14 protein-coding genes are annotated in these 17,278 nt (G+C 35.1%); 8 read left to right on the top strand and 6 right to left on the bottom strand.

Going from position 1 to position 17,278, the window contains the following annotated elements; translation table 11 throughout:
- Window positions 1-3: 3 nt before the first annotated feature.
- Window positions 4-1,104 (bottom strand): ABC transporter ATP-binding protein, encoded by a 1,101-nt coding sequence (locus tag AC1DMU_RS01570; protein ID WP_000818929.1) that lies wholly within the window; start codon window positions 1,102-1,104, stop codon window positions 4-6.
- Between the two features lie 262 nt (window positions 1,105-1,366).
- On the opposite strand from AC1DMU_RS01570, the gene malL reads away from it, so the two are divergent.
- Window positions 1,367-3,043, top strand: coding sequence for an oligo-1,6-glucosidase (malL, locus tag AC1DMU_RS01565; RefSeq protein WP_088064329.1), 1,677 nt, complete (start codon window positions 1,367-1,369; stop codon window positions 3,041-3,043).
- 40 nt (window positions 3,044-3,083) lie between these two features.
- Here the strand turns inward: malL and AC1DMU_RS01560 are convergent, their stop codons facing one another.
- Entirely contained in the window at window positions 3,084-4,844 is a 1,761-nt protein-coding gene (locus AC1DMU_RS01560) for an alpha-glycosidase (protein WP_088064328.1), read from the bottom strand.
- Between the two features lie 323 nt (window positions 4,845-5,167).
- Between AC1DMU_RS01560 and AC1DMU_RS01555 the strand changes: the two genes are divergently transcribed.
- The 4 genes from AC1DMU_RS01555 to malR all read left to right on the top strand — a co-directional run bounded on the left by AC1DMU_RS01555 (window position 5,168) and on the right by malR (window position 9,951).
- Window positions 5,168-6,427, top strand: a complete 1,260-nt coding sequence (locus AC1DMU_RS01555; RefSeq protein WP_476941456.1) for an extracellular solute-binding protein — start codon at window positions 5,168-5,170, stop codon at window positions 6,425-6,427.
- A gap of 64 nt (window positions 6,428-6,491) precedes the next feature.
- Window positions 6,492-7,793 carry a maltosaccharide ABC transporter permease MalC gene (gene malC, locus AC1DMU_RS01550; protein ID WP_001194989.1) on the top strand — a complete coding sequence of 434 codons (1,302 nt, stop codon included), beginning with the start codon at window positions 6,492-6,494 and terminating at the stop codon, window positions 7,791-7,793.
- Window positions 7,794-8,636 (top strand): maltosaccharide ABC transporter permease MalD, encoded by an 843-nt coding sequence (malD, locus tag AC1DMU_RS01545; RefSeq protein WP_001022607.1) that lies wholly within the window; start codon window positions 7,794-7,796, stop codon window positions 8,634-8,636.
- Window positions 8,637-8,919: 283 nt separating this feature from the next.
- Entirely contained in the window at window positions 8,920-9,951 is a 1,032-nt protein-coding gene (gene malR, locus AC1DMU_RS01540; protein ID WP_048546170.1) for a maltose operon transcriptional repressor MalR, read from the top strand.
- 4 nt (window positions 9,952-9,955) lie between these two features.
- Here the strand turns inward: malR and AC1DMU_RS01535 are convergent, their stop codons facing one another.
- Together AC1DMU_RS01535 and AC1DMU_RS01530 are read right to left on the bottom strand one after the other, a co-directional pair.
- Window positions 9,956-11,119, bottom strand: a complete 1,164-nt coding sequence (locus tag AC1DMU_RS01535) for an aminotransferase A (protein WP_088064327.1) — start codon at window positions 11,117-11,119, stop codon at window positions 9,956-9,958.
- A gap of 123 nt (window positions 11,120-11,242) precedes the next feature.
- Window positions 11,243-11,443 (bottom strand): hypothetical protein, encoded by a 201-nt coding sequence (locus tag AC1DMU_RS01530; protein WP_000929285.1) that lies wholly within the window; start codon window positions 11,441-11,443, stop codon window positions 11,243-11,245.
- Window positions 11,444-11,752: 309 nt separating this feature from the next.
- On the opposite strand from AC1DMU_RS01530, the gene kinB reads away from it, so the two are divergent.
- Window positions 11,753-13,027 (top strand): sporulation sensor histidine kinase KinB, encoded by a 1,275-nt coding sequence (kinB, locus tag AC1DMU_RS01525; protein WP_000420378.1) that lies wholly within the window; start codon window positions 11,753-11,755, stop codon window positions 13,025-13,027.
- A gap of 52 nt (window positions 13,028-13,079) precedes the next feature.
- Here the strand turns inward: kinB and AC1DMU_RS01520 are convergent, their stop codons facing one another.
- Entirely contained in the window at window positions 13,080-13,829 is a 750-nt protein-coding gene (locus AC1DMU_RS01520) for a DUF3967 domain-containing protein (RefSeq protein WP_000387495.1), read from the bottom strand.
- A 236-nt stretch (window positions 13,830-14,065) separates the two neighbouring features.
- Between AC1DMU_RS01520 and nucA the strand changes: the two genes are divergently transcribed.
- Together nucA and comJ are read left to right on the top strand one after the other, a co-directional pair.
- Window positions 14,066-14,500, top strand: a complete 435-nt coding sequence (gene nucA / locus AC1DMU_RS01515) for a DNA-entry nuclease (RefSeq protein ID WP_000811502.1) — start codon at window positions 14,066-14,068, stop codon at window positions 14,498-14,500.
- A 36-nt stretch (window positions 14,501-14,536) separates the two neighbouring features.
- Window positions 14,537-14,926: a competence protein ComJ gene (gene comJ / locus AC1DMU_RS01510; RefSeq protein ID WP_048546163.1), complete on the top strand. Its 390-nt coding sequence runs from the start codon at window positions 14,537-14,539 to the stop codon at window positions 14,924-14,926.
- 37 nt (window positions 14,927-14,963) lie between these two features.
- Here the strand turns inward: comJ and metE are convergent, their stop codons facing one another.
- Window positions 14,964-17,252 carry a 5-methyltetrahydropteroyltriglutamate--homocysteine S-methyltransferase gene (metE, locus tag AC1DMU_RS01505; protein ID WP_088064326.1) on the bottom strand — a complete coding sequence of 763 codons (2,289 nt, stop codon included), beginning with the start codon at window positions 17,250-17,252 and terminating at the stop codon, window positions 14,964-14,966.
- Between the last annotated feature and the right edge of the window lie 26 nt (window positions 17,253-17,278).

Below are 17,278 nucleotides of genomic sequence, written 5' to 3'. Positions count from 1 at the left end.
TTTTTAACGAATACGTTGTTCAGTTTGACTATCAAAGAAATGCGCTTTATTCATATCAAATGCTAGTTTAATTTGATCTCCAGGTGAAAATGTATGTCTTGCATCAACACGTGCTGCAAAATCTTGATCTCCAAGTTTCATATATAAAATAGATTCAGCACCTAGTAACTCAGCAACTTCGATTTTTGTTGTGAAGGCAGTAGATTGTGAAGCTTCTAAAAATAATAGTTCATCATGAATGTCTTCAGGACGAATACCTAAAACAATTTCCTTATTTACATAGCCTTGTTCACGTAACATCTTCATTTTTCCTTCAGTTACTTTGACTTTTAATGAATTATCTATAACGAAATCGGTTTCAGTCAATTTACCACGGAAGAAATTCATTGCTGGAGAGCCAATAAATCCACCAACGAAAATATTTTCAGGTGTTTCATATACTTCTTTTGGAGTTCCGATTTGTTGAATCTTTCCGTCTTTCATAACAACGAGACGTGAAGCCATTGTCATTGCTTCTGTTTGATCATGTGTTACGTAAATTGTTGTCGTTCCAAGACGGTGATGTAATTTAGAAATTTCTGAGCGCATTGCAACACGTAATTTAGCGTCTAAGTTGGATAAAGGCTCATCCATTAAGAATACTTTCGCGTCTCGAACAATCGCTCTCCCTAACGCAACACGTTGACGTTGTCCACCAGATAACGCTTTCGGTTTTCTATCTAAATATTGTTCCAGTCCTAAAATTTTTGCTGCATCTTTCACACGACGATCGATTTCATCTTTTGGTATTTTTCTAAGTTTTAATCCAAATGCCATATTATCATACACGCTCATATGTGGATATAAAGCATAGTTTTGGAAGACCATTGCGATATCGCGATCTTTTGGAGGGACATCATTCATTAGCTTACCATCAATTGAAAACTCTCCTTTTGAAATATCTTCAAGTCCAGCGACCATTCGTAATGTTGTAGATTTTCCGCATCCAGAAGGACCGACAAATACGATAAACTCTTTATCTTGAATGTGTAAATTAAAATCTGTTACAGCTGTTACATTATTATCATATATTTTATAAATGTTTTCTAATTTCAATTCTGCCATGGTATTGCCCCCTAGAAAAAATTATGCAAACGTTTTCTTTGAGTTCATTATAAACTAATAGATTCAAAAAATAAACAAAAAAATAAAACGTTTTCATTTATTAGAGGAATATTAGTAATTTGCGTATGTTTTCTTAGAAAAATAAGAATAAAAGTTGTAAGCGCTATTTTAAATTAAGATAGAATCTGTTATCATTCATTAATGAAAACGTTTGCGCCTTAAAATAGAGAAAATCGAATTATTAATGAAATGGGGTAGCATAATGGAAAAACAGTGGTGGAAAGAAAGTGTAGTATATCAAATTTATCCTCGTAGCTTTATGGATAGTAACGGTGATGGTATTGGGGATCTTCGTGGGATTATTTCAAAGCTAGATTACTTAAAAGAATTAGGGATTGATGTCATTTGGTTATCACCGGTCTATGAATCTCCAAATGATGATAATGGTTATGATATAAGTGATTATTGTAAAATTATGAATGAGTTCGGAACAATGGAAGATTGGGATGAGCTATTACATGAAATGCATGAACGTAATATGAAACTTATGATGGACTTAGTTGTTAACCATACTTCTGATGAACATAATTGGTTTATTGAATCACGTAAATCAAAAGATAATAAATATAGAGACTACTATATATGGCGTCCTGGAAAAGAAGGAAAAGAGCCGAACAACTGGGGAGCAGCTTTTAGTGGATCTGCATGGAAGTATGATGAAATGACAGATGAATATTATTTACATCTGTTTTCTAAAAAACAGCCGGATTTAAATTGGGATAATGAAAAGGTAAGACAAGATGTTTATGAAATGATGAAGTTTTGGTTAGAAAAAGGAATTGATGGCTTCCGTATGGATGTTATTAATTTTATTTCTAAAGAAGAGGGATTACCAGCTGTTGAAACCGAAGAAGAGGGGTATGTTTCAGGTCATAAGCATTTTATGAACGGTCCAAACATTCATAAATATTTACATGAAATGAATGAAGAAGTATTGTCTCATTATGATATTATGACGGTTGGTGAAATGCCTGGTGTAACGACAGAAGAAGCGAAAATGTATACTGGAGAAGAACGAAAAGAACTGCAGATGGTATTCCAATTTGAACATATGGATTTAGATTCGGGAGAAGGCGGAAAATGGGATGTAAAACCATGCTCACTTCTTACTTTAAAAGAGAATTTAACGAAGTGGCAAAAAGCATTAGAGCATACAGGGTGGAATAGCCTGTATTGGAATAACCATGATCAGCCACGCGTTGTATCTCGTTTTGGTAATGATGGAATGTATCGCATTGAATCTGCGAAAATGTTAGCGACGGTGCTTCATATGATGAAAGGAACACCGTATATTTATCAAGGAGAAGAAATCGGAATGACGAACGTTCGATTTGAGTCGATTGATGAATATCGAGATATTGAAACGTTAAATATGTATAAGGAAAAAGTGATAGAGTGCGGTGAAGATATAGATAAAGTGATGCAGTCTATTTATATAAAAGGCCGAGATAATGCTAGAACACCGATGCAGTGGAATGATAAAGATCATGCTGGATTCACAACAGGTGAGCCTTGGATTACGGTAAACCCTAACTACAAAGAAATCAATGTGAAACAAGCGATCCAAAATAAAGATTCAATTTTTTATTACTATAAAAAATTAATTGACCTACGCAAAAATAATGAAATAGTTGTGTACGGATCATATGATTTAATATTAGATAATAATCCTTCTATTTTTGCATACGTAAGAACATATGAAGAAGAAAAACTTCTTGTTATTGCAAACTTTACGGCGGAAGAATGTGTATTTGAATTGCCTAAGGACATTAGTTATAGTGAATCAGAGTTATTAATACACAATTACGACGTAGAGAGTGGATCGATAGATAACATTGTATTACGTCCATATGAAGCGATGGTATTTAAATTAAAATAAGAAAGATCCTTATGCCACACCTTGGCATAAGGATTTTTTATTACCATTTTAAGATTGAGAATCCGTATGGAGGAAGTGTAACTTGTAATACACTTGCTTCCGCTGAAAATTCTTCGTTTGTATAAATGTTAATAATTTTCTTTCCAGTAACATGGAGAGGGAGTGAAGCTGTAACATCACTATTAGTCGGATTTAAAACGAAAAAGATAGTTTCATCTTCATATGTTTTCGTATAAGAAATATAATTATGTTCATCATTTGCTTCGATGAATTGGAAAGTACCATGTCCTCCAAATGCTTTATATTGCTTTCGTAATGAAATTAATGTTTGTATATGTGTAAATAATAGATGATCTTGTTCTTTCGTATCCCAAACCATACATTTGCGACAATCTGGGTCCATACCACCGTCCATACCAATTTCGTCTCCATAATAAATACAAGGAGAGCCGATGAAGGAAAGATGGAATACATAAAGTAACTGTAACTTATTTTTATCTCCGTTACATGTTGTCAATATTCTTGGTGTATCATGACTGTCTAATAAATGAAACGCTGCTTCATTTACATTCATAGAGTAGGAATGTAGAGATTCTGTAATTTGTTTCATAAATTCATTTGCTTTAATGGAATCATTAGCAAAGTAAGACAGTAGAGCGTTTGTAACAGGGTAGCTCATTACAGCATCAAATTGATCTCCTTGTAGCCATGGAAGTGCATCGTGCCAAATTTCTCCTAAAATATATACTTCAGGATTTAATGCCTTTATCTCACTTCGGAATTCTCTCCAAAAGCTGTGGTCTACTTCATTTGCTACATCAAGGCGCCAACCGTCTATATTGAATTCTCTTACCCAATAACGCCCTACTTCAAGTAAGTATTCTTTTACATCTGGGTGTGCTGTATTTAATTTAGGCATATACGGTGTAAACGCGAAAGTATCATAATTCGGGAGTGGCTCCGTTACAATTGGAAATTCATGAATATGGAACCACTCTTTATAAGCAGACTTCTCACCGTTTTCTAGTACGTCTTGGAATTTATCGAAAAAGTATCCACTATGATTAAACACGGCATCGAGCATTACTTTTATACCGTGTGTATGACATGCCTGAACGAGTTCTTTGAACGTTTCTTTCGTCCCGAATTGCGGATCGATTTCCATGTAGTCAATTGTGTCATATTTATGGTTTGAATGTGCTTTGAAAATAGGTGTGAAGTATATTCCCGAAATTCCAAGCTTAACAAGGTAATCGAGGTTTTGAATAATACCAGCAAAATCTCCGCCGAAAAAATTAGTTGGAGTTGGCTCAGCGCTTCCCCAAGGAAGAGTGTTTTCTGGATTTAGTGCACGATCTCCATTAGCGAACCGTTCTGGGAAAATTTGATACCAAACGGTGTCTTTAATCCAAGAAGGTGCTTGAAACACATCATTTGCATGAATAAATGGCAAACAGAAAAAGTTACCAACGTCATCATTTGGAATACTGGAAAAAAATCCTCGCTCTGCATAAATAAGCGTTTCTGTATCATTTTTTAATTCGAATCCATAACGTAAGCGCTTAAATTTAGGCTCGATGGAAATGGACCAATAATCAAACAATGCAGTAGAACCAGTTTTTTTCATCGGTGTGCTTGATGTAATCCATTTCCCGTCTTTCCATTCATAAGGATCACCGTAAATAAGAGTGGCGCTTTGAACATCTTCTCTTTTAGTACGTATTCGGATATGAATCGTTTTTTCATCATAAGCGTATGCGTAATTATCTTTTGGCCTATGATAAATAGCTTCTTTAAGCATATAGAAAATCCCCCTTTAATATCTCCATGCATATTGTTCCCTTAAGTATAATAATAAAGTATATGTTGCAAACGATTGCTTTTTGCATAGCTTTAATATTGCTTATAAGAGTAGTATTCATTTCATATAAAGTCAATGTATAAGGAGTGTAGTAATAATATTTTAAAATTAATATTTGCAAAATGAATAAAAGAATGTATAATGAGAGACAAATAGCGCAAACGTTTTCATAGATTGAGATATTGTTTGTGCTTCTATTAAACCATTTAATGCAAACGTTTTCAATTAGTAAGGTACATATACAATTTAGGGAGGTTTTTGGGATGAAGAAAGCATTATCATTATTAACTGTTTCAGCATTATCAATTGGTATGTTATCTGCATGTGGACCGAAAGATTCAGGGAAGAAAGAAGAAAGTAAAGCGAAGAAAGATTACGATCTTCTCGTTTGGGAAGATGATAAAAAAGGTGTTGGTTTAGAACCAGCAGTGAAAAGTTTTGAGGAAAAATATAAAGTAAAAGTAAAAGTCGTTGAAATGCAAATGACAGATCAAGTGAAGAAGTTACGCCTTGATGGACCAGCGGGGACGGGACCAGATGTTGTAACATTGCCACATGATCAAATTGGAAATGCAGTAACAGAAGGTTTACTTTCTGAAGTGAAAGCTGATGATGCTGTGAAGAGTAGATTTACTGAATCATCAATAGAAGCACAGACATATAACGGGAAATTATATGGTTTACCAAAAGCAATTGAGACACCAGTCTTTATTTACAATAAAAAATTAATGCCAAAAGCACCAGAAACGATGGACGAGCTGTTTAACTTCTCAAAAGAATTTACGAAGGATGGCAAGTATGGGTTTTTAACACTAGGAGATAACTTCTACTTTGCTAATGCATTCATGGCAGGTATGGGTGGTTATGTGTTTGGTGAAAAAGATGGAAAGCCAAATGCAAGTGATGTTGGATTAAATAATAGTGGGACAGTACAAGGTGCTGAATATCTTCAAAAATGGTACAAAGAAAAGTTATTCCCGAAAGGTATTATCGGTGAATCGGGTGGACCTGCTGCTGATGGACTATTTAACGAAGGAAAAGCAGCATCTATCATGAATGGTCCATGGGCGTTCCAAGCAATGGAAAAGAACGGAATTGATTATGGCGTTGCTCCAATGCCGAAATTACCAAACGGTCAACCAATGAAAACATTTGTTGGGGTTAAAGGGTGGCATGTAACAAGTTTCTCTAAACAAAATGATTTAGCTACAAAGTTCACTGAATGGGTAACAAATGAAGAGAACGCAAAAATTCGATTTGAGAAAACAAAAGAAATTCCTCCAGTAAAAGCAGTAATGGAAGATCCAATCATTAAAGATAATGAAGCTGCAAAAGCAGTTGCAACACAATCTGAAAATGGAATTCCAATGCCGAACATTCCAGAAATGCAAGAAGTATGGAAACCAGCTGGAGATGCGCTTCAATTAGTTGTTACGGAAAAAGAGGCACCAAAAGCAGCACTTGACAATGCAGTGAAGCAAATTAAAGGTAATATTGAGGCAAATCATAGTAAGAAAAAATAAGGTGAAATTCGTGCCTCTCATATGAGGGGCATGAATTCTCTCCCAGAAAAAAGGGGGAAGGAACATGCAAACATCTATGGAACCAGCAAACGGTTTAAACGGTTCAAAGCATAGGAAAATGGCAACCATGTTATCTATCATTCCAGGCGTGGGCCAAATGTATAATAAGCAATTTGTAAAAGGGCTTATTTTTCTAGTATTAACAGGTTCATTTATTGTAGCCTTTGCTGATTTATTAAATATGGGATTATGGGGAATTGTAACGCTAGGTACAGAAGTTCCACGTGATCATTCTGTCTTTCTATTAGTAGAAGGAATCTTGGCACTCATCGTCATCGTTTTTGGACTCGGAATATATGCATTTAATTTATATGATGCATACCAAAACGGGAAGAAACGTGATATAGGAACACCTTTAAACTCTGTAAAAGAGCAATACCGTAATTTACTAGATCAAGGTTTTCCATATTTAATGGTTTCACCAGGTTTTCTATTACTTATCTTTGTAGTTGTATTTCCAATCATCTTCGTAATTTTAATTGGATTTACGAATTATGATTTATACCACTCTCCTCCAGCTAAATTAGTAGATTGGGTGGGCTTCAAAAACTTTATTGATATCTTTACATTACCGATGTGGAGAGAGACATTTTTAAGCGTATTTTCTTGGACTGTCATTTGGACATTCGTTGCAACGACATTACAAGTTGCGCTTGGTATTTTCTTAGCGATTATCGTAAATCAGCCTGGTATTAAAGGGAAGGCAATTATTCGAACAATCTTCATTTTACCGTGGGCGGTTCCAGCATTCGTATCTATTCTTGTTTTCTCTGGTATGTTTAATGAGACATTTGGAGCAATTAACAATCAAGTATTAGCTTTATTTGGAATCGAAAAGATTGCTTGGATGACAGATCCATTTTGGGCAAAAATTGCTTTAATTATGATTCAAACGTGGCTTGGATTCCCGTTCGTCTTTGCAATGACAACAGGTATACTGCAATCGATTCCAGGGGAGTTATATGAAGCTGCTACAGTAGATGGAGCTACAGCTTGGCAACAGTTTCGTAAAATTACATTGCCACTTGTTCTATATGCAACAGCACCAATATTAATTACGCAATATACGTTTAACTTTAATAACTTTAGTATCATCTATCTATTTAACGGCGGAGGTCCTGCTGTAGCTGGACAAGACGCAGGTGGAACAGATATTTTAATTTCATGGATTTATAAGTTAACGATGACTTCGGCGCAGTACGGGAAAGCGGCAGCTCTTACAATGATCTTATCGTTAATCGTTATTACAGTTGCGTTATGGCAATTTAAGAGAACAAAATCATTCCAAGAAGAGGATATGATGTAAATGAATATTAAAAGACAAAAGATGTTACGTCTCTCATTAAGTTATCTCGTTATTTTCGTAATGTGTGCCATCATTTTCTATCCATTATTATGGATTATTGGCTCATCGTTTAATCCGGGTGATAGTTTATCTGGATCAAGTATTATTCCGCAAAATGCAACGTTAGATCATTATCGTAAGTTATTAGATTTAGAGAATAGTAATTATTTACTATGGTATAAAAACACATTAAAAGTAAGTGTTATAACGATGATTTTCTCAGTGTTAGCAATTAGTTTTACTGCTTATGCATTTTCAAGATACCGTTTTGTTGGAAGAAAAAATGGTTTATTAACATTTTTAATTCTGCAAATGATTCCAAACTTTGCGGCGCTAATCGCTCTATACGTATTAGCACAGTTAACAGGGTTAATCGATACGCACCTTGCATTAATTTTAATTTATGTAGGCGGAGCAATTCCAATGAATACATGGCTTATGAAAGGATATTTTGATACGATTCCGAAAGAATTGGATGAGTCAGCTCGTATGGATGGGGCAGGACATTTCCGTATTTTTTGGCAAATCATTATGCCACTTGCAAAGCCAATCGTAGCGGTTGTGGCGTTATTCACTTTCATCGGTCCATTTACAGATTTCATTTTAGCGAGTGTTATTTTGCGCACACCAGAAAATTATACGTTAGCAGTTGGGTTATATGAAATGGTAGCGAAGAAATTTGGTAATGAATTCACAACGTTCGCAGCGGGTTCAGTATTGATTGCAATCCCAATTTCAATTTTATTCCTATCACTACAAAAATACTTTATCTCTGGTTTAACTGCTGGAGGTACGAAAGGATGAAAAATGGGACATTATGTCCCATTTTTCTTTTCATCTCCCTATAAAAAGCTTTATAGGGAGATGAAAAGAGATTTGACATCACATATGAAAAGAAGTGAAATAAATAGTATATTATAGTATAGGAAAAAAGAGCTATATCCCTTACAATACATGGAGAGGGAGAATATGATAGGTATTACAAGATAGAATCAATGAAAGTTTATGATTGCTCCTATTACTTGCAACGGGTGCAAGATTAAAATATATAACAAAATGGCAGAGAAGTGAGAGGAGGGGGATTTTTATGACAGTTACAATTAAAGATGTGGCGAAGAAGGCGAATGTAGCACCATCTACCGTTTCTCGTGTAATTGCTGATAATCCAAGTATAAGTGAAAAAACAAAGCGTCGTGTTCGGAAAGTAATGAGTGAACTAGGGTATCATCCCAATTTAAACGCAAGAAACCTAGCTAACCAAACAACAAAAACACTTGGTCTTGTTATGCCAAGTTCTGCAAGTAAAGCTTTTCAAAATCCGTTTTTCCCAGAAGTTATAAGAGGGATTAGTTCATTTGCACATGTGGAAGGGTATGCGCTTTATATGTCGACAGGTGAGACGGAAGATGAAATTTTTAATGGTGTTGTAAAGATGGTACAGGGGCGCCAAATTGGTGGCATTATTCTTTTATATTCAAGAGAGAATGATCGGATTATTCAATATTTGCATAAACAAAATTTCCCGTTTGTTTTAATTGGGAAACCGTATGATCGAAAAGATGAAATTACATATGTAGATAATGACAATTATACAGCTGCAAGAGAAGTAGCAGAATATTTGATTTCATTAGGTCATAAACAAATCGCGTTCATCGGCGGTGGATCAGATTTACTTGTAACGAGAGATCGTTTGGCTGGTATGAGTGATGCTTTAAAATTAGCGGACATTGTATTACCAAAAGAGTATATTTTACATTTTGATTTTTCGAGGGAAAGTGGTCAACAAGCCGTTGAGGAGTTAATGGGACTACAGCAACCACCGACAGCAATTGTGGCAACGGATGATTTAATTGGACTTGGTGTGTTAAGTGCTCTTTCTAAAAAAGGATTCGTTGTACCAAAGGATGTTTCCATTATAAGCTTTAACAATGCTTTATTATCAGAAATTGCGAGTCCGCCACTTTCGACAGTTGATGTGAATATTTATCAACTAGGATATGAGGCAGCAAAAGCTTTAGTGGATAAAGTAGAGAATGCAGAGTCTACTGCAAAGTGTATTATTATTCCTCATAAATTACTAAAGCGCCAAACTTGCGATCATTATGCAACAAAAAGCTGAGAGTTTAACTCTTAGCTTTTTGTTGTAGAAAGGCCTCTAATCGATCACAGCCTTCTTTTAAAGTTTCAATACTATACGCATAGGACAAGCGAAGATAGCCTTCACCATATTCAGAAAATGCAGTTCCAGGAACGACAGCTAGTCCAGCTTCTTTGACAAGGTCAAGTGCAAAATCAAATGATGAAGATGTTAAATGACCAACATATGGGAATAAGTAAAATGCACCTGTTGGCTTTTCAACTGTTAAGCCTATTTGAATGAGTCGATTATATACATAATCGCGGCGTTTCTTGTATTGATGACGCATCATTTTTGGTGCATCTTTAGCAGCTGTTAATGCTTCAATTGCAGCATATTGAGCGATTGAAGTAGCACACGTTACGTTGTATTGATGAACTTTTAGTATATGTCCTGCTAAATAGCTTGGTGCGAATAATAGACCGATACGCCAGCCAGTCATAGAATGAGATTTTGATAAACCGTTAATGACGATAGTCTTTTCACGCATTTCTGGGAAATGAGCGATAGATGTATGCTTTTGTTCATATACAAGTTCGCTATAAATTTCATCAGAAAGGACGAAAATATTTTTATCTTTTAAAACAGTTACAATACCCTGTAATTCTTCTTTTGATAAAGTTACACCAGTTGGATTAGAAGGATATGGCAGTACGACGCATCTTGTTTTTTCTGTAATAGCATTTTCTAGCGCTTCGGCTGTTAAACGGAAGCCAGTTTCACGAACATCGATAAAAATAGGTGTAGCACCGCATAATCGAATAATTGGTTCGTATCCTGGATAAATAGGGGCAGGTAAAATAACTTCTGTTCCTGGCTCTAAAATCGTTCGGAATGCAATATCAATTGCTTCACTAGCACCGATTGTAACGATGGTTTCGTTTTCAGGTGAATACTGTAAATCGTAGTTATCTTTTACAAAGTTACAAGCTGCCTTGCGTAATTCTAGTAAACCAGCGTTATGTGTATAGCTTGTATAATTTTCTGTAATAGCCCGTTTTGCCGCTTCTTTTACGAGAGAAGGCGTAGGGAAATCGGGTTGTCCAATTGTTAAAGAGATAAGATTATCATAGTTTTGAATCATGTTAGAGAATTGACGGATTCCAGAAATTTGGATGTCTTTCACTCTAGGATTAATGAATTGTTCCATTGTATCTCCCTTTCTTCCGTTTGAAAATTAAGTTCATTTTAACATATTTTCTATGATTTCGCTTGCGTATATGTTATGTAGAAAGAGAGGGATAATAGAAAAAAAGCCGCTGTAAGCGACTTTTTAATATCCGTACTCCCAATCTATTTCATCTTCATTCCAAAGTACAGAGGATACTTTGCCAAGGTGAACAACTGATTCATTCACAGCACATGTGCAATTTTCTTCTCCGGTTTTATGCTGTAACTCTTCATATACTGATTTTTCAACATTTTCTAGAACGACCAAATTTTCTTCTTTTAAAACAAGCGTAGTACCCGCCATATTTATCTTCCTCCTACTAAAATAATGATCACTTATTTGTAAACATAGATAGTATGGATTATATGCTGTATTTTGCTATAGTTGTCCGTCTCATGAAGTATTTTTTATTTTCTTTGTAATCCGTATTCATTGTATACTGTCAGGCAGAAATTTGGTACAGGGTTTACATTCATTTCGAAAATCTGTAACAATTATTATGTGCTGTTAACAAAGAATTAACAAATATGTTAAGAAAAATCAAAATTTTAAAACAAATAAACCCGTAAAATGATATAATCATATCAAAATACATATAGGGGATGAGAGGCTATGGAGCTGATCCGTGATTTAATGATCCAAATTGCCATCATTATTTTGCCACTATTTTTATATGAAGCGATTCGTTTAAATCGTTATCAAGAAATGCCTCCGAAGCCGAACCGCTACTTTATTATGTTTTTATCCAGCATTACACTCATTCTCTCCATGACATACTCTATTTGTTTTGGTGACATTTGTGGGTATAATTTTCACCCAATCCCGATTGTTAGTGGTTTTTTATATGGTGGGATTGTTGGTTTAATCCCGGCCGTTATTTTTGTTGCATATGAATGGGCGCTAAAGGGAATGAGCCTTCTTCCGGTCATAGAAGTAATATTTCTATTGATAGTTCCATTATTTTTATCAAAGAAATGGTCTCTATTTTCAAGGGATAAGAAGCTAATTTTAGCATTTATGATTTCATCATTGTACGTACTTGTTTCTTTAGTGATTGGTATGATTAACGTTCTGTTAGAAACGGGGTTTACACCACACATTTCACACTTATATAGCGGATATATATTTGCTTCGCTTATTATGGTTATGACTATGGTATTTCAAGTGTACTTAACAGAATATTTAAACGAAAATGCAATATTACGTACAGAGATGCAAAAGTCAGAAAAGCTTAATATTGTAAGTGAGTTGGCAGCAAGTGTTGCACATGAGGTTCGAAATCCGCTCACTGTTGTTCGTGGTTTTATTCAATTGTTAGAAAGTACGGAAGATGTGAAGAATAAGGATTATATGCGTCTCGTATTAGCCGAATTGGATCGGGCAGAACAAATTATTTCAGATTATTTGAATTTAGCAAGGCCGCAAATTGAGAAAAAAGAACACATTTGCTTATCCGCTCAATTAATTGAAATGACAACTCTTATGTCATCATTTGCAGCGATGCAAGGTGTATATTTGCAAGTTGAGATTTCTGAAAGTCTTTATACGATCGGTGATAAGACGAAATTGAAGCAAGCTATTATGAATGTTGTTAAAAATGGTATTGAAGCAATCCAAGGAAATAAAGGATATTTAAAAGTAACGGCTATGCAAAAAGATGAAACGATAGTAATAAGAGTTAAAGATAGTGGTGTTGGAATGACGAAAGAACAGTTAGTAAGACTGGGACAACCGTATTATTCTTTAAAAGAAAAAGGGACAGGATTAGGACTTATGGTAACATTTAGTATTTTACAAGCGCATAATGGTACGCTGGAATATAAAAGCGAAAGTGGGAAAGGAACTGAAGCGATTATTATATTGCCAGCTGTAAGAAATAAGGAATAAAAGTTACCGATGGAAGGTAACTTTTTATTTTATATAGGAAAAAAATATTATTTTATTCAGATGTTTTTTCTTGTTTTGATCGGCTAAATAAACTTCTAAATGATTGAAAAAAACTTTGTTCTTTCGAAGCTGCGACTAATCTTTTTGTTTCTTGAATTTCGCGAATCACTTGCATAAGTTGTGCATCCCGATTGCTGTCTTTATTATAAATTTGATTTACGAGTTTATTCATTTTTTCCTCTTGCTTGGATTCTCGTTTATACATATGATTCATTAATAAGTCCATCTTTTCTTTTTGCAGGGCATCTGTTTGAGCGGCATGATCTACTAACTCTTGTAGCATTTTTTCTTGAGAGCCTTCTTTTACATAAACTTGTTGCATCAATTCATCTAGCTTTTCATCTTTTAAACGATTTTGGGTAATAAGGGTAGAATTTTGATGAATAATTGCTTCATTTAATTGAGCGAGCATTTCAAGTTTTAACATGAACTCCTCAAAGTTACGCCCATCTTCTTTTTCTTTCGTTTGTATTTCTTGCTTATCTTGTATAGCGGGTACAGGCGGGGCCTCTTTTTCTTTTAAAATAATAGGTATCGTTTCTGAAATATCTTCTTGCAGTTTAGCAGCTCTTTCATGTATAGATTTCAATAGTTTTAAATCATCCAGTTTATAAATACGAGCATCAGCTGTTTTTGAAATGATATAACCATGTTCCTCTAACAGTTGGCTATATTTACGGACTATATGTTTTGGGATGCCTGTTTTATTCGTGACATCTTTCGTTTTATAGATAGCTTCCATGTTATTTCCTCCCCAAAAAGTATCGTATATATCATTTCAATCTTTTATGAGGACTTCCTTTAAAAAAGAATGTCGGAAGGTTATTAGTTTTCTACAGCATTAGTGAAAAGATGAAGAAAAATGAGAGTTTTTGGCGGAATGGCGAAGAAGAGCTAAAATAATGTCTGAAAACATATACAGGAGAAGTTTGTTATAATAACTGAGGAAAAGAAACTGGTAGAAGCATGGAGGTATACATGAAGCAATTAAAAGGTATTATCATTTCAATTATTGCAATTCTTTCTATTGTAGTAGCGGTTTATGAAGTACTTGTTCCAGAGGAAACAAGTATCAAAAAAACGAATGCATATGATCAAGTTCTAGAATTTCCGAAAGAGCGATATCCAGAGACAGGGAAACATATTACGGATGCTATAAAAGAAGGACATTCAGAAGTTTGTACAATCGACCGTGGTGGTGCTGCGGATAGAAGAAAATTATCGTTAGCTCCATACCCATCAAAAAAAGGGTATGATCGTGATGAATGGCCAATGGCGATGTGTAAAGAAGGCGGAAAAGGGGCACATATTGAATATATAAGTCCAGCAGATAACCGCGGAGCAGGGTCTTGGGTAGGAAATAAGTTAGATAAATACCCAGATGGTACGCGTGTGAAATTTGACGTAAAGTAGTAGTTGCATATTTCATAATGAAGGAGAAGGGGAACGATGGAGTTAACAATTTCTTATTCGCAATTAATGTTGATGAACTATGACGGTGATCAGCCTTACGTAGACTGGACGGATGAAGATTTTGAAAGAGGTTATGCGAAGGTGGATGGAACTGTTATTTTTGAAGCACTCTCTGATTATACTTGTGAAGTAAAAGTGACCCCTGGGAAACATATTGAGAAAGAAGAGGTGATTAGAACGGTTACAGTTCCTTTTACAGTTAAAAATGAATGTATCGTTGTAACAAGTATTCTTTCGAATAAATTCCAAATCCCTATTCCGAATGGTGAGTATACGGTTGTATTACAGGCAACTCCTCTTGAAGAACCAACGGATGATGAATTATATAAAATACAATACGAATTCTTTTTTGAAAGTAAAGAATAAAAAATGGGTTATCCTCAAAAAGGATAACCCATTTTTGTTATGCGTTTGTTTTTAGCAGGGAACGAGCATCTTTTGCTGCTTGCACCATGTGTTCTAAAGCCGGGATAACTTCTTCCGTTCTTCTCGTTTTTAAACCACAATCAGGATTAATCCAGAAATATTTAGGATCACATACTTCTAAAGATTGTTCTACGATTTTATACATTTCATCTTTACTCGGTACACGTGGGCTATGAATATCATATACACCTAGACCGATGCCTTTTTCGTATGTTGTATGTTTTAATGTGTCAATAAATTCACCGTGACTTCTTGATGTTTCGATAGAAATCACATCTGCATCTAATGCGCGAATCGCATCAACAATATCTTCGAAGTTACTGTAACACATATGCGTATGAATTTGTGTTTCATTTGCTACAGAAGAAGTTGCTAAAAGGAAGGATTGTACTGCCCATGTAATATAAGCATCCCAATCTTTTTCTTTTAGTGGCATTCCTTCACGAAGTGCTGGCTCATCGACTTGGATTACTCGAATTCCGGAAGATTCAAGTAGTTCAATTTCGTGACGAAGAGCTAATGCAATTTGATACGAAACTTCTTTTCTTGGAATGTCATTTCGAACGAAGGACCAATTTAAAATCGTAACAGGTCCAGTTAACATTCCTTTTACAACTTTCTCTGTTAAGCTTTGTGCATAAACTGTTTCCTTAATAGTCATTCCGTTAATAAAGGCAACATCGCCATAAATAACAGGTGGTTTTACGCAGCGAGAACCGTATGATTGTACCCAACCGTTTTTAGTGAATGAGAAACCAGCAAGGCGCTCACCAAAATATTCGACCATGTCAGTTCTTTCGAATTCACCATGTACAAGAACATCAAGACCAATTTCTTCTTGGTAACGAATCCATTTTTCTGTCTCTTTTTCAATAAATTGTTCATATTGTTCATTTGAAATAACACCGTTACGCCATTCTTTTCGAGTTTGACGAACTTCAGTTGTTTGCGGGAAGCTACCAATAGTCGTTGTTGGTAATAACGGTAACTCCAGGGCAACTTGTTGTAATTCGTATCGTTTTTCAAATGGAAGAGGACGTGAAAAATCTTCTTCTTTTAGTGCTGTTCGTGCTGCTTTAACATCTTCTCGGTTACGTGCAGCAGATGAACGAATTGTATGATGTACATTTCGGTATGTTTCCAGCTCATTACTRATGCTTTCTGTACCTTGAGTAAGAGCGGAATGAATAAGAACTAACTCTTCTAATTTTTGATTTGCAAATGCTAACGCATCGAATAGCTCAGTTGATAAGTGAGTTTCTTCTGTTTTATCAATTGGCGTATGCAATAAGCTACAAGAAGGCTGAACGATGAAATCTTTCGTTTGGACTTGTTTTTGTAACGTTGTAAATAACGTAAGAACTTCATCAAGGTCAGCTCTCCAAATGTTACGGCCATCTATACAACCGACAGCTAAAGTTTTATCAGCTGGGAATCCATATTTTGAAATAGCATTTAGATTACCTTCTTTACCATGAACGAAATCTAATCCAATACCGGATACAGGGAATGTAATAATTTCTTCATAGTTTTCTTCTACACTATCAAAATATGTTTGTAAAAGAAGATTCGCATTTGGAACTTCTTTACGAATAGCTTCATAAATTTCTTTTGCTTGTTGAACTTCTTCTTTCGTTAAAGAAGCAAAAATCGGTTCATCAACTTGAATGACTTGTGCACCAGCTGCATGTAGTTCTGAAATCAGTTGTACGTAAGGTGCAACTAACTGTTTTAAAATCGTAGCAAATTGCTCTTGTGTGTAGCCTTTAGCTAATTTTAAGAAAGTATATGGTCCTAAAATAACAGGTTTTCCATCTACTCCTAATTCTTGTTTTGCCTCTTCGTATAAGCGAAGTGGACGATTATCTTTTAAAGAGATTTGTAATCCCTCTTCATATTCAGGAACGATATAATGATAGTTTGTGTTAAACCATTTTGTCATTTCAGAAGCTACGTGATCTTTAGAGCCACGCGCCATTGCGAAATATACATCAAGGTAAGATGTAAACTCAGAAAAACGTGATGGGATAAATCCTAGCATATAAGCAGTATCCAAAACGTGATCATAATATGTAAAGTCGCCAATTGGAATGAGTTCAATCCCTTTTTCTTGCTGTACTTTTACGTGTTGAAGGCGAATTGTTTTCATCTTTGTTAAAAATTGTTCTTCATCGATTTTATTGGACCAAAAAGCTTCCAATGTCTTTTTCCACTCTCGTTGTAGTCCGATACGTGGATAACCTAAGTTACTTGTTTGAATTGCCATTTTAAATTCCTCCCTAATTGAAAGTA

Source organism: Bacillus sp. 01N45 (genome assembly GCF_056399205.1).
The sequence above is the reverse complement of the archived record's forward strand: the minus strand, read 5'-3'. Positions and strand labels throughout refer to the sequence as shown.

What these genes read in the sequence shown, in the direction of transcription:
- AC1DMU_RS01570 (WP_000818929.1), bottom strand. Translation starts at nt 1,104, where the DNA reads ATGGCAGAATTGAAATTAGAAAACATTTATAAAATATATGATAATAAT.
- malL (WP_088064329.1), top strand. Translation starts at nt 1,367, where the DNA reads ATGGAAAAACAGTGGTGGAAAGAAAGTGTAGTATATCAAATTTATCCT.
- AC1DMU_RS01560 (WP_088064328.1), bottom strand. Translation starts at nt 4,844, where the DNA reads ATGCTTAAAGAAGCTATTTATCATAGGCCAAAAGATAATTACGCATAC.
- AC1DMU_RS01555 (WP_476941456.1), top strand. Translation starts at nt 5,168, where the DNA reads ATGAAGAAAGCATTATCATTATTAACTGTTTCAGCATTATCAATTGGT.
- malC (WP_001194989.1), top strand. Translation starts at nt 6,492, where the DNA reads ATGCAAACATCTATGGAACCAGCAAACGGTTTAAACGGTTCAAAGCAT.
- malD (WP_001022607.1), top strand. Translation starts at nt 7,794, where the DNA reads ATGAATATTAAAAGACAAAAGATGTTACGTCTCTCATTAAGTTATCTC.
- malR (WP_048546170.1), top strand. Translation starts at nt 8,920, where the DNA reads ATGACAGTTACAATTAAAGATGTGGCGAAGAAGGCGAATGTAGCACCA.
- AC1DMU_RS01535 (WP_088064327.1), bottom strand. Translation starts at nt 11,119, where the DNA reads ATGGAACAATTCATTAATCCTAGAGTGAAAGACATCCAAATTTCTGGA.
- AC1DMU_RS01530 (WP_000929285.1), bottom strand. Translation starts at nt 11,443, where the DNA reads ATGGCGGGTACTACGCTTGTTTTAAAAGAAGAAAATTTGGTCGTTCTA.
- kinB (WP_000420378.1), top strand. Translation starts at nt 11,753, where the DNA reads ATGGAGCTGATCCGTGATTTAATGATCCAAATTGCCATCATTATTTTG.
- AC1DMU_RS01520 (WP_000387495.1), bottom strand. Translation starts at nt 13,829, where the DNA reads ATGGAAGCTATCTATAAAACGAAAGATGTCACGAATAAAACAGGCATC.
- nucA (WP_000811502.1), top strand. Translation starts at nt 14,066, where the DNA reads ATGAAGCAATTAAAAGGTATTATCATTTCAATTATTGCAATTCTTTCT.
- comJ (WP_048546163.1), top strand. Translation starts at nt 14,537, where the DNA reads ATGGAGTTAACAATTTCTTATTCGCAATTAATGTTGATGAACTATGAC.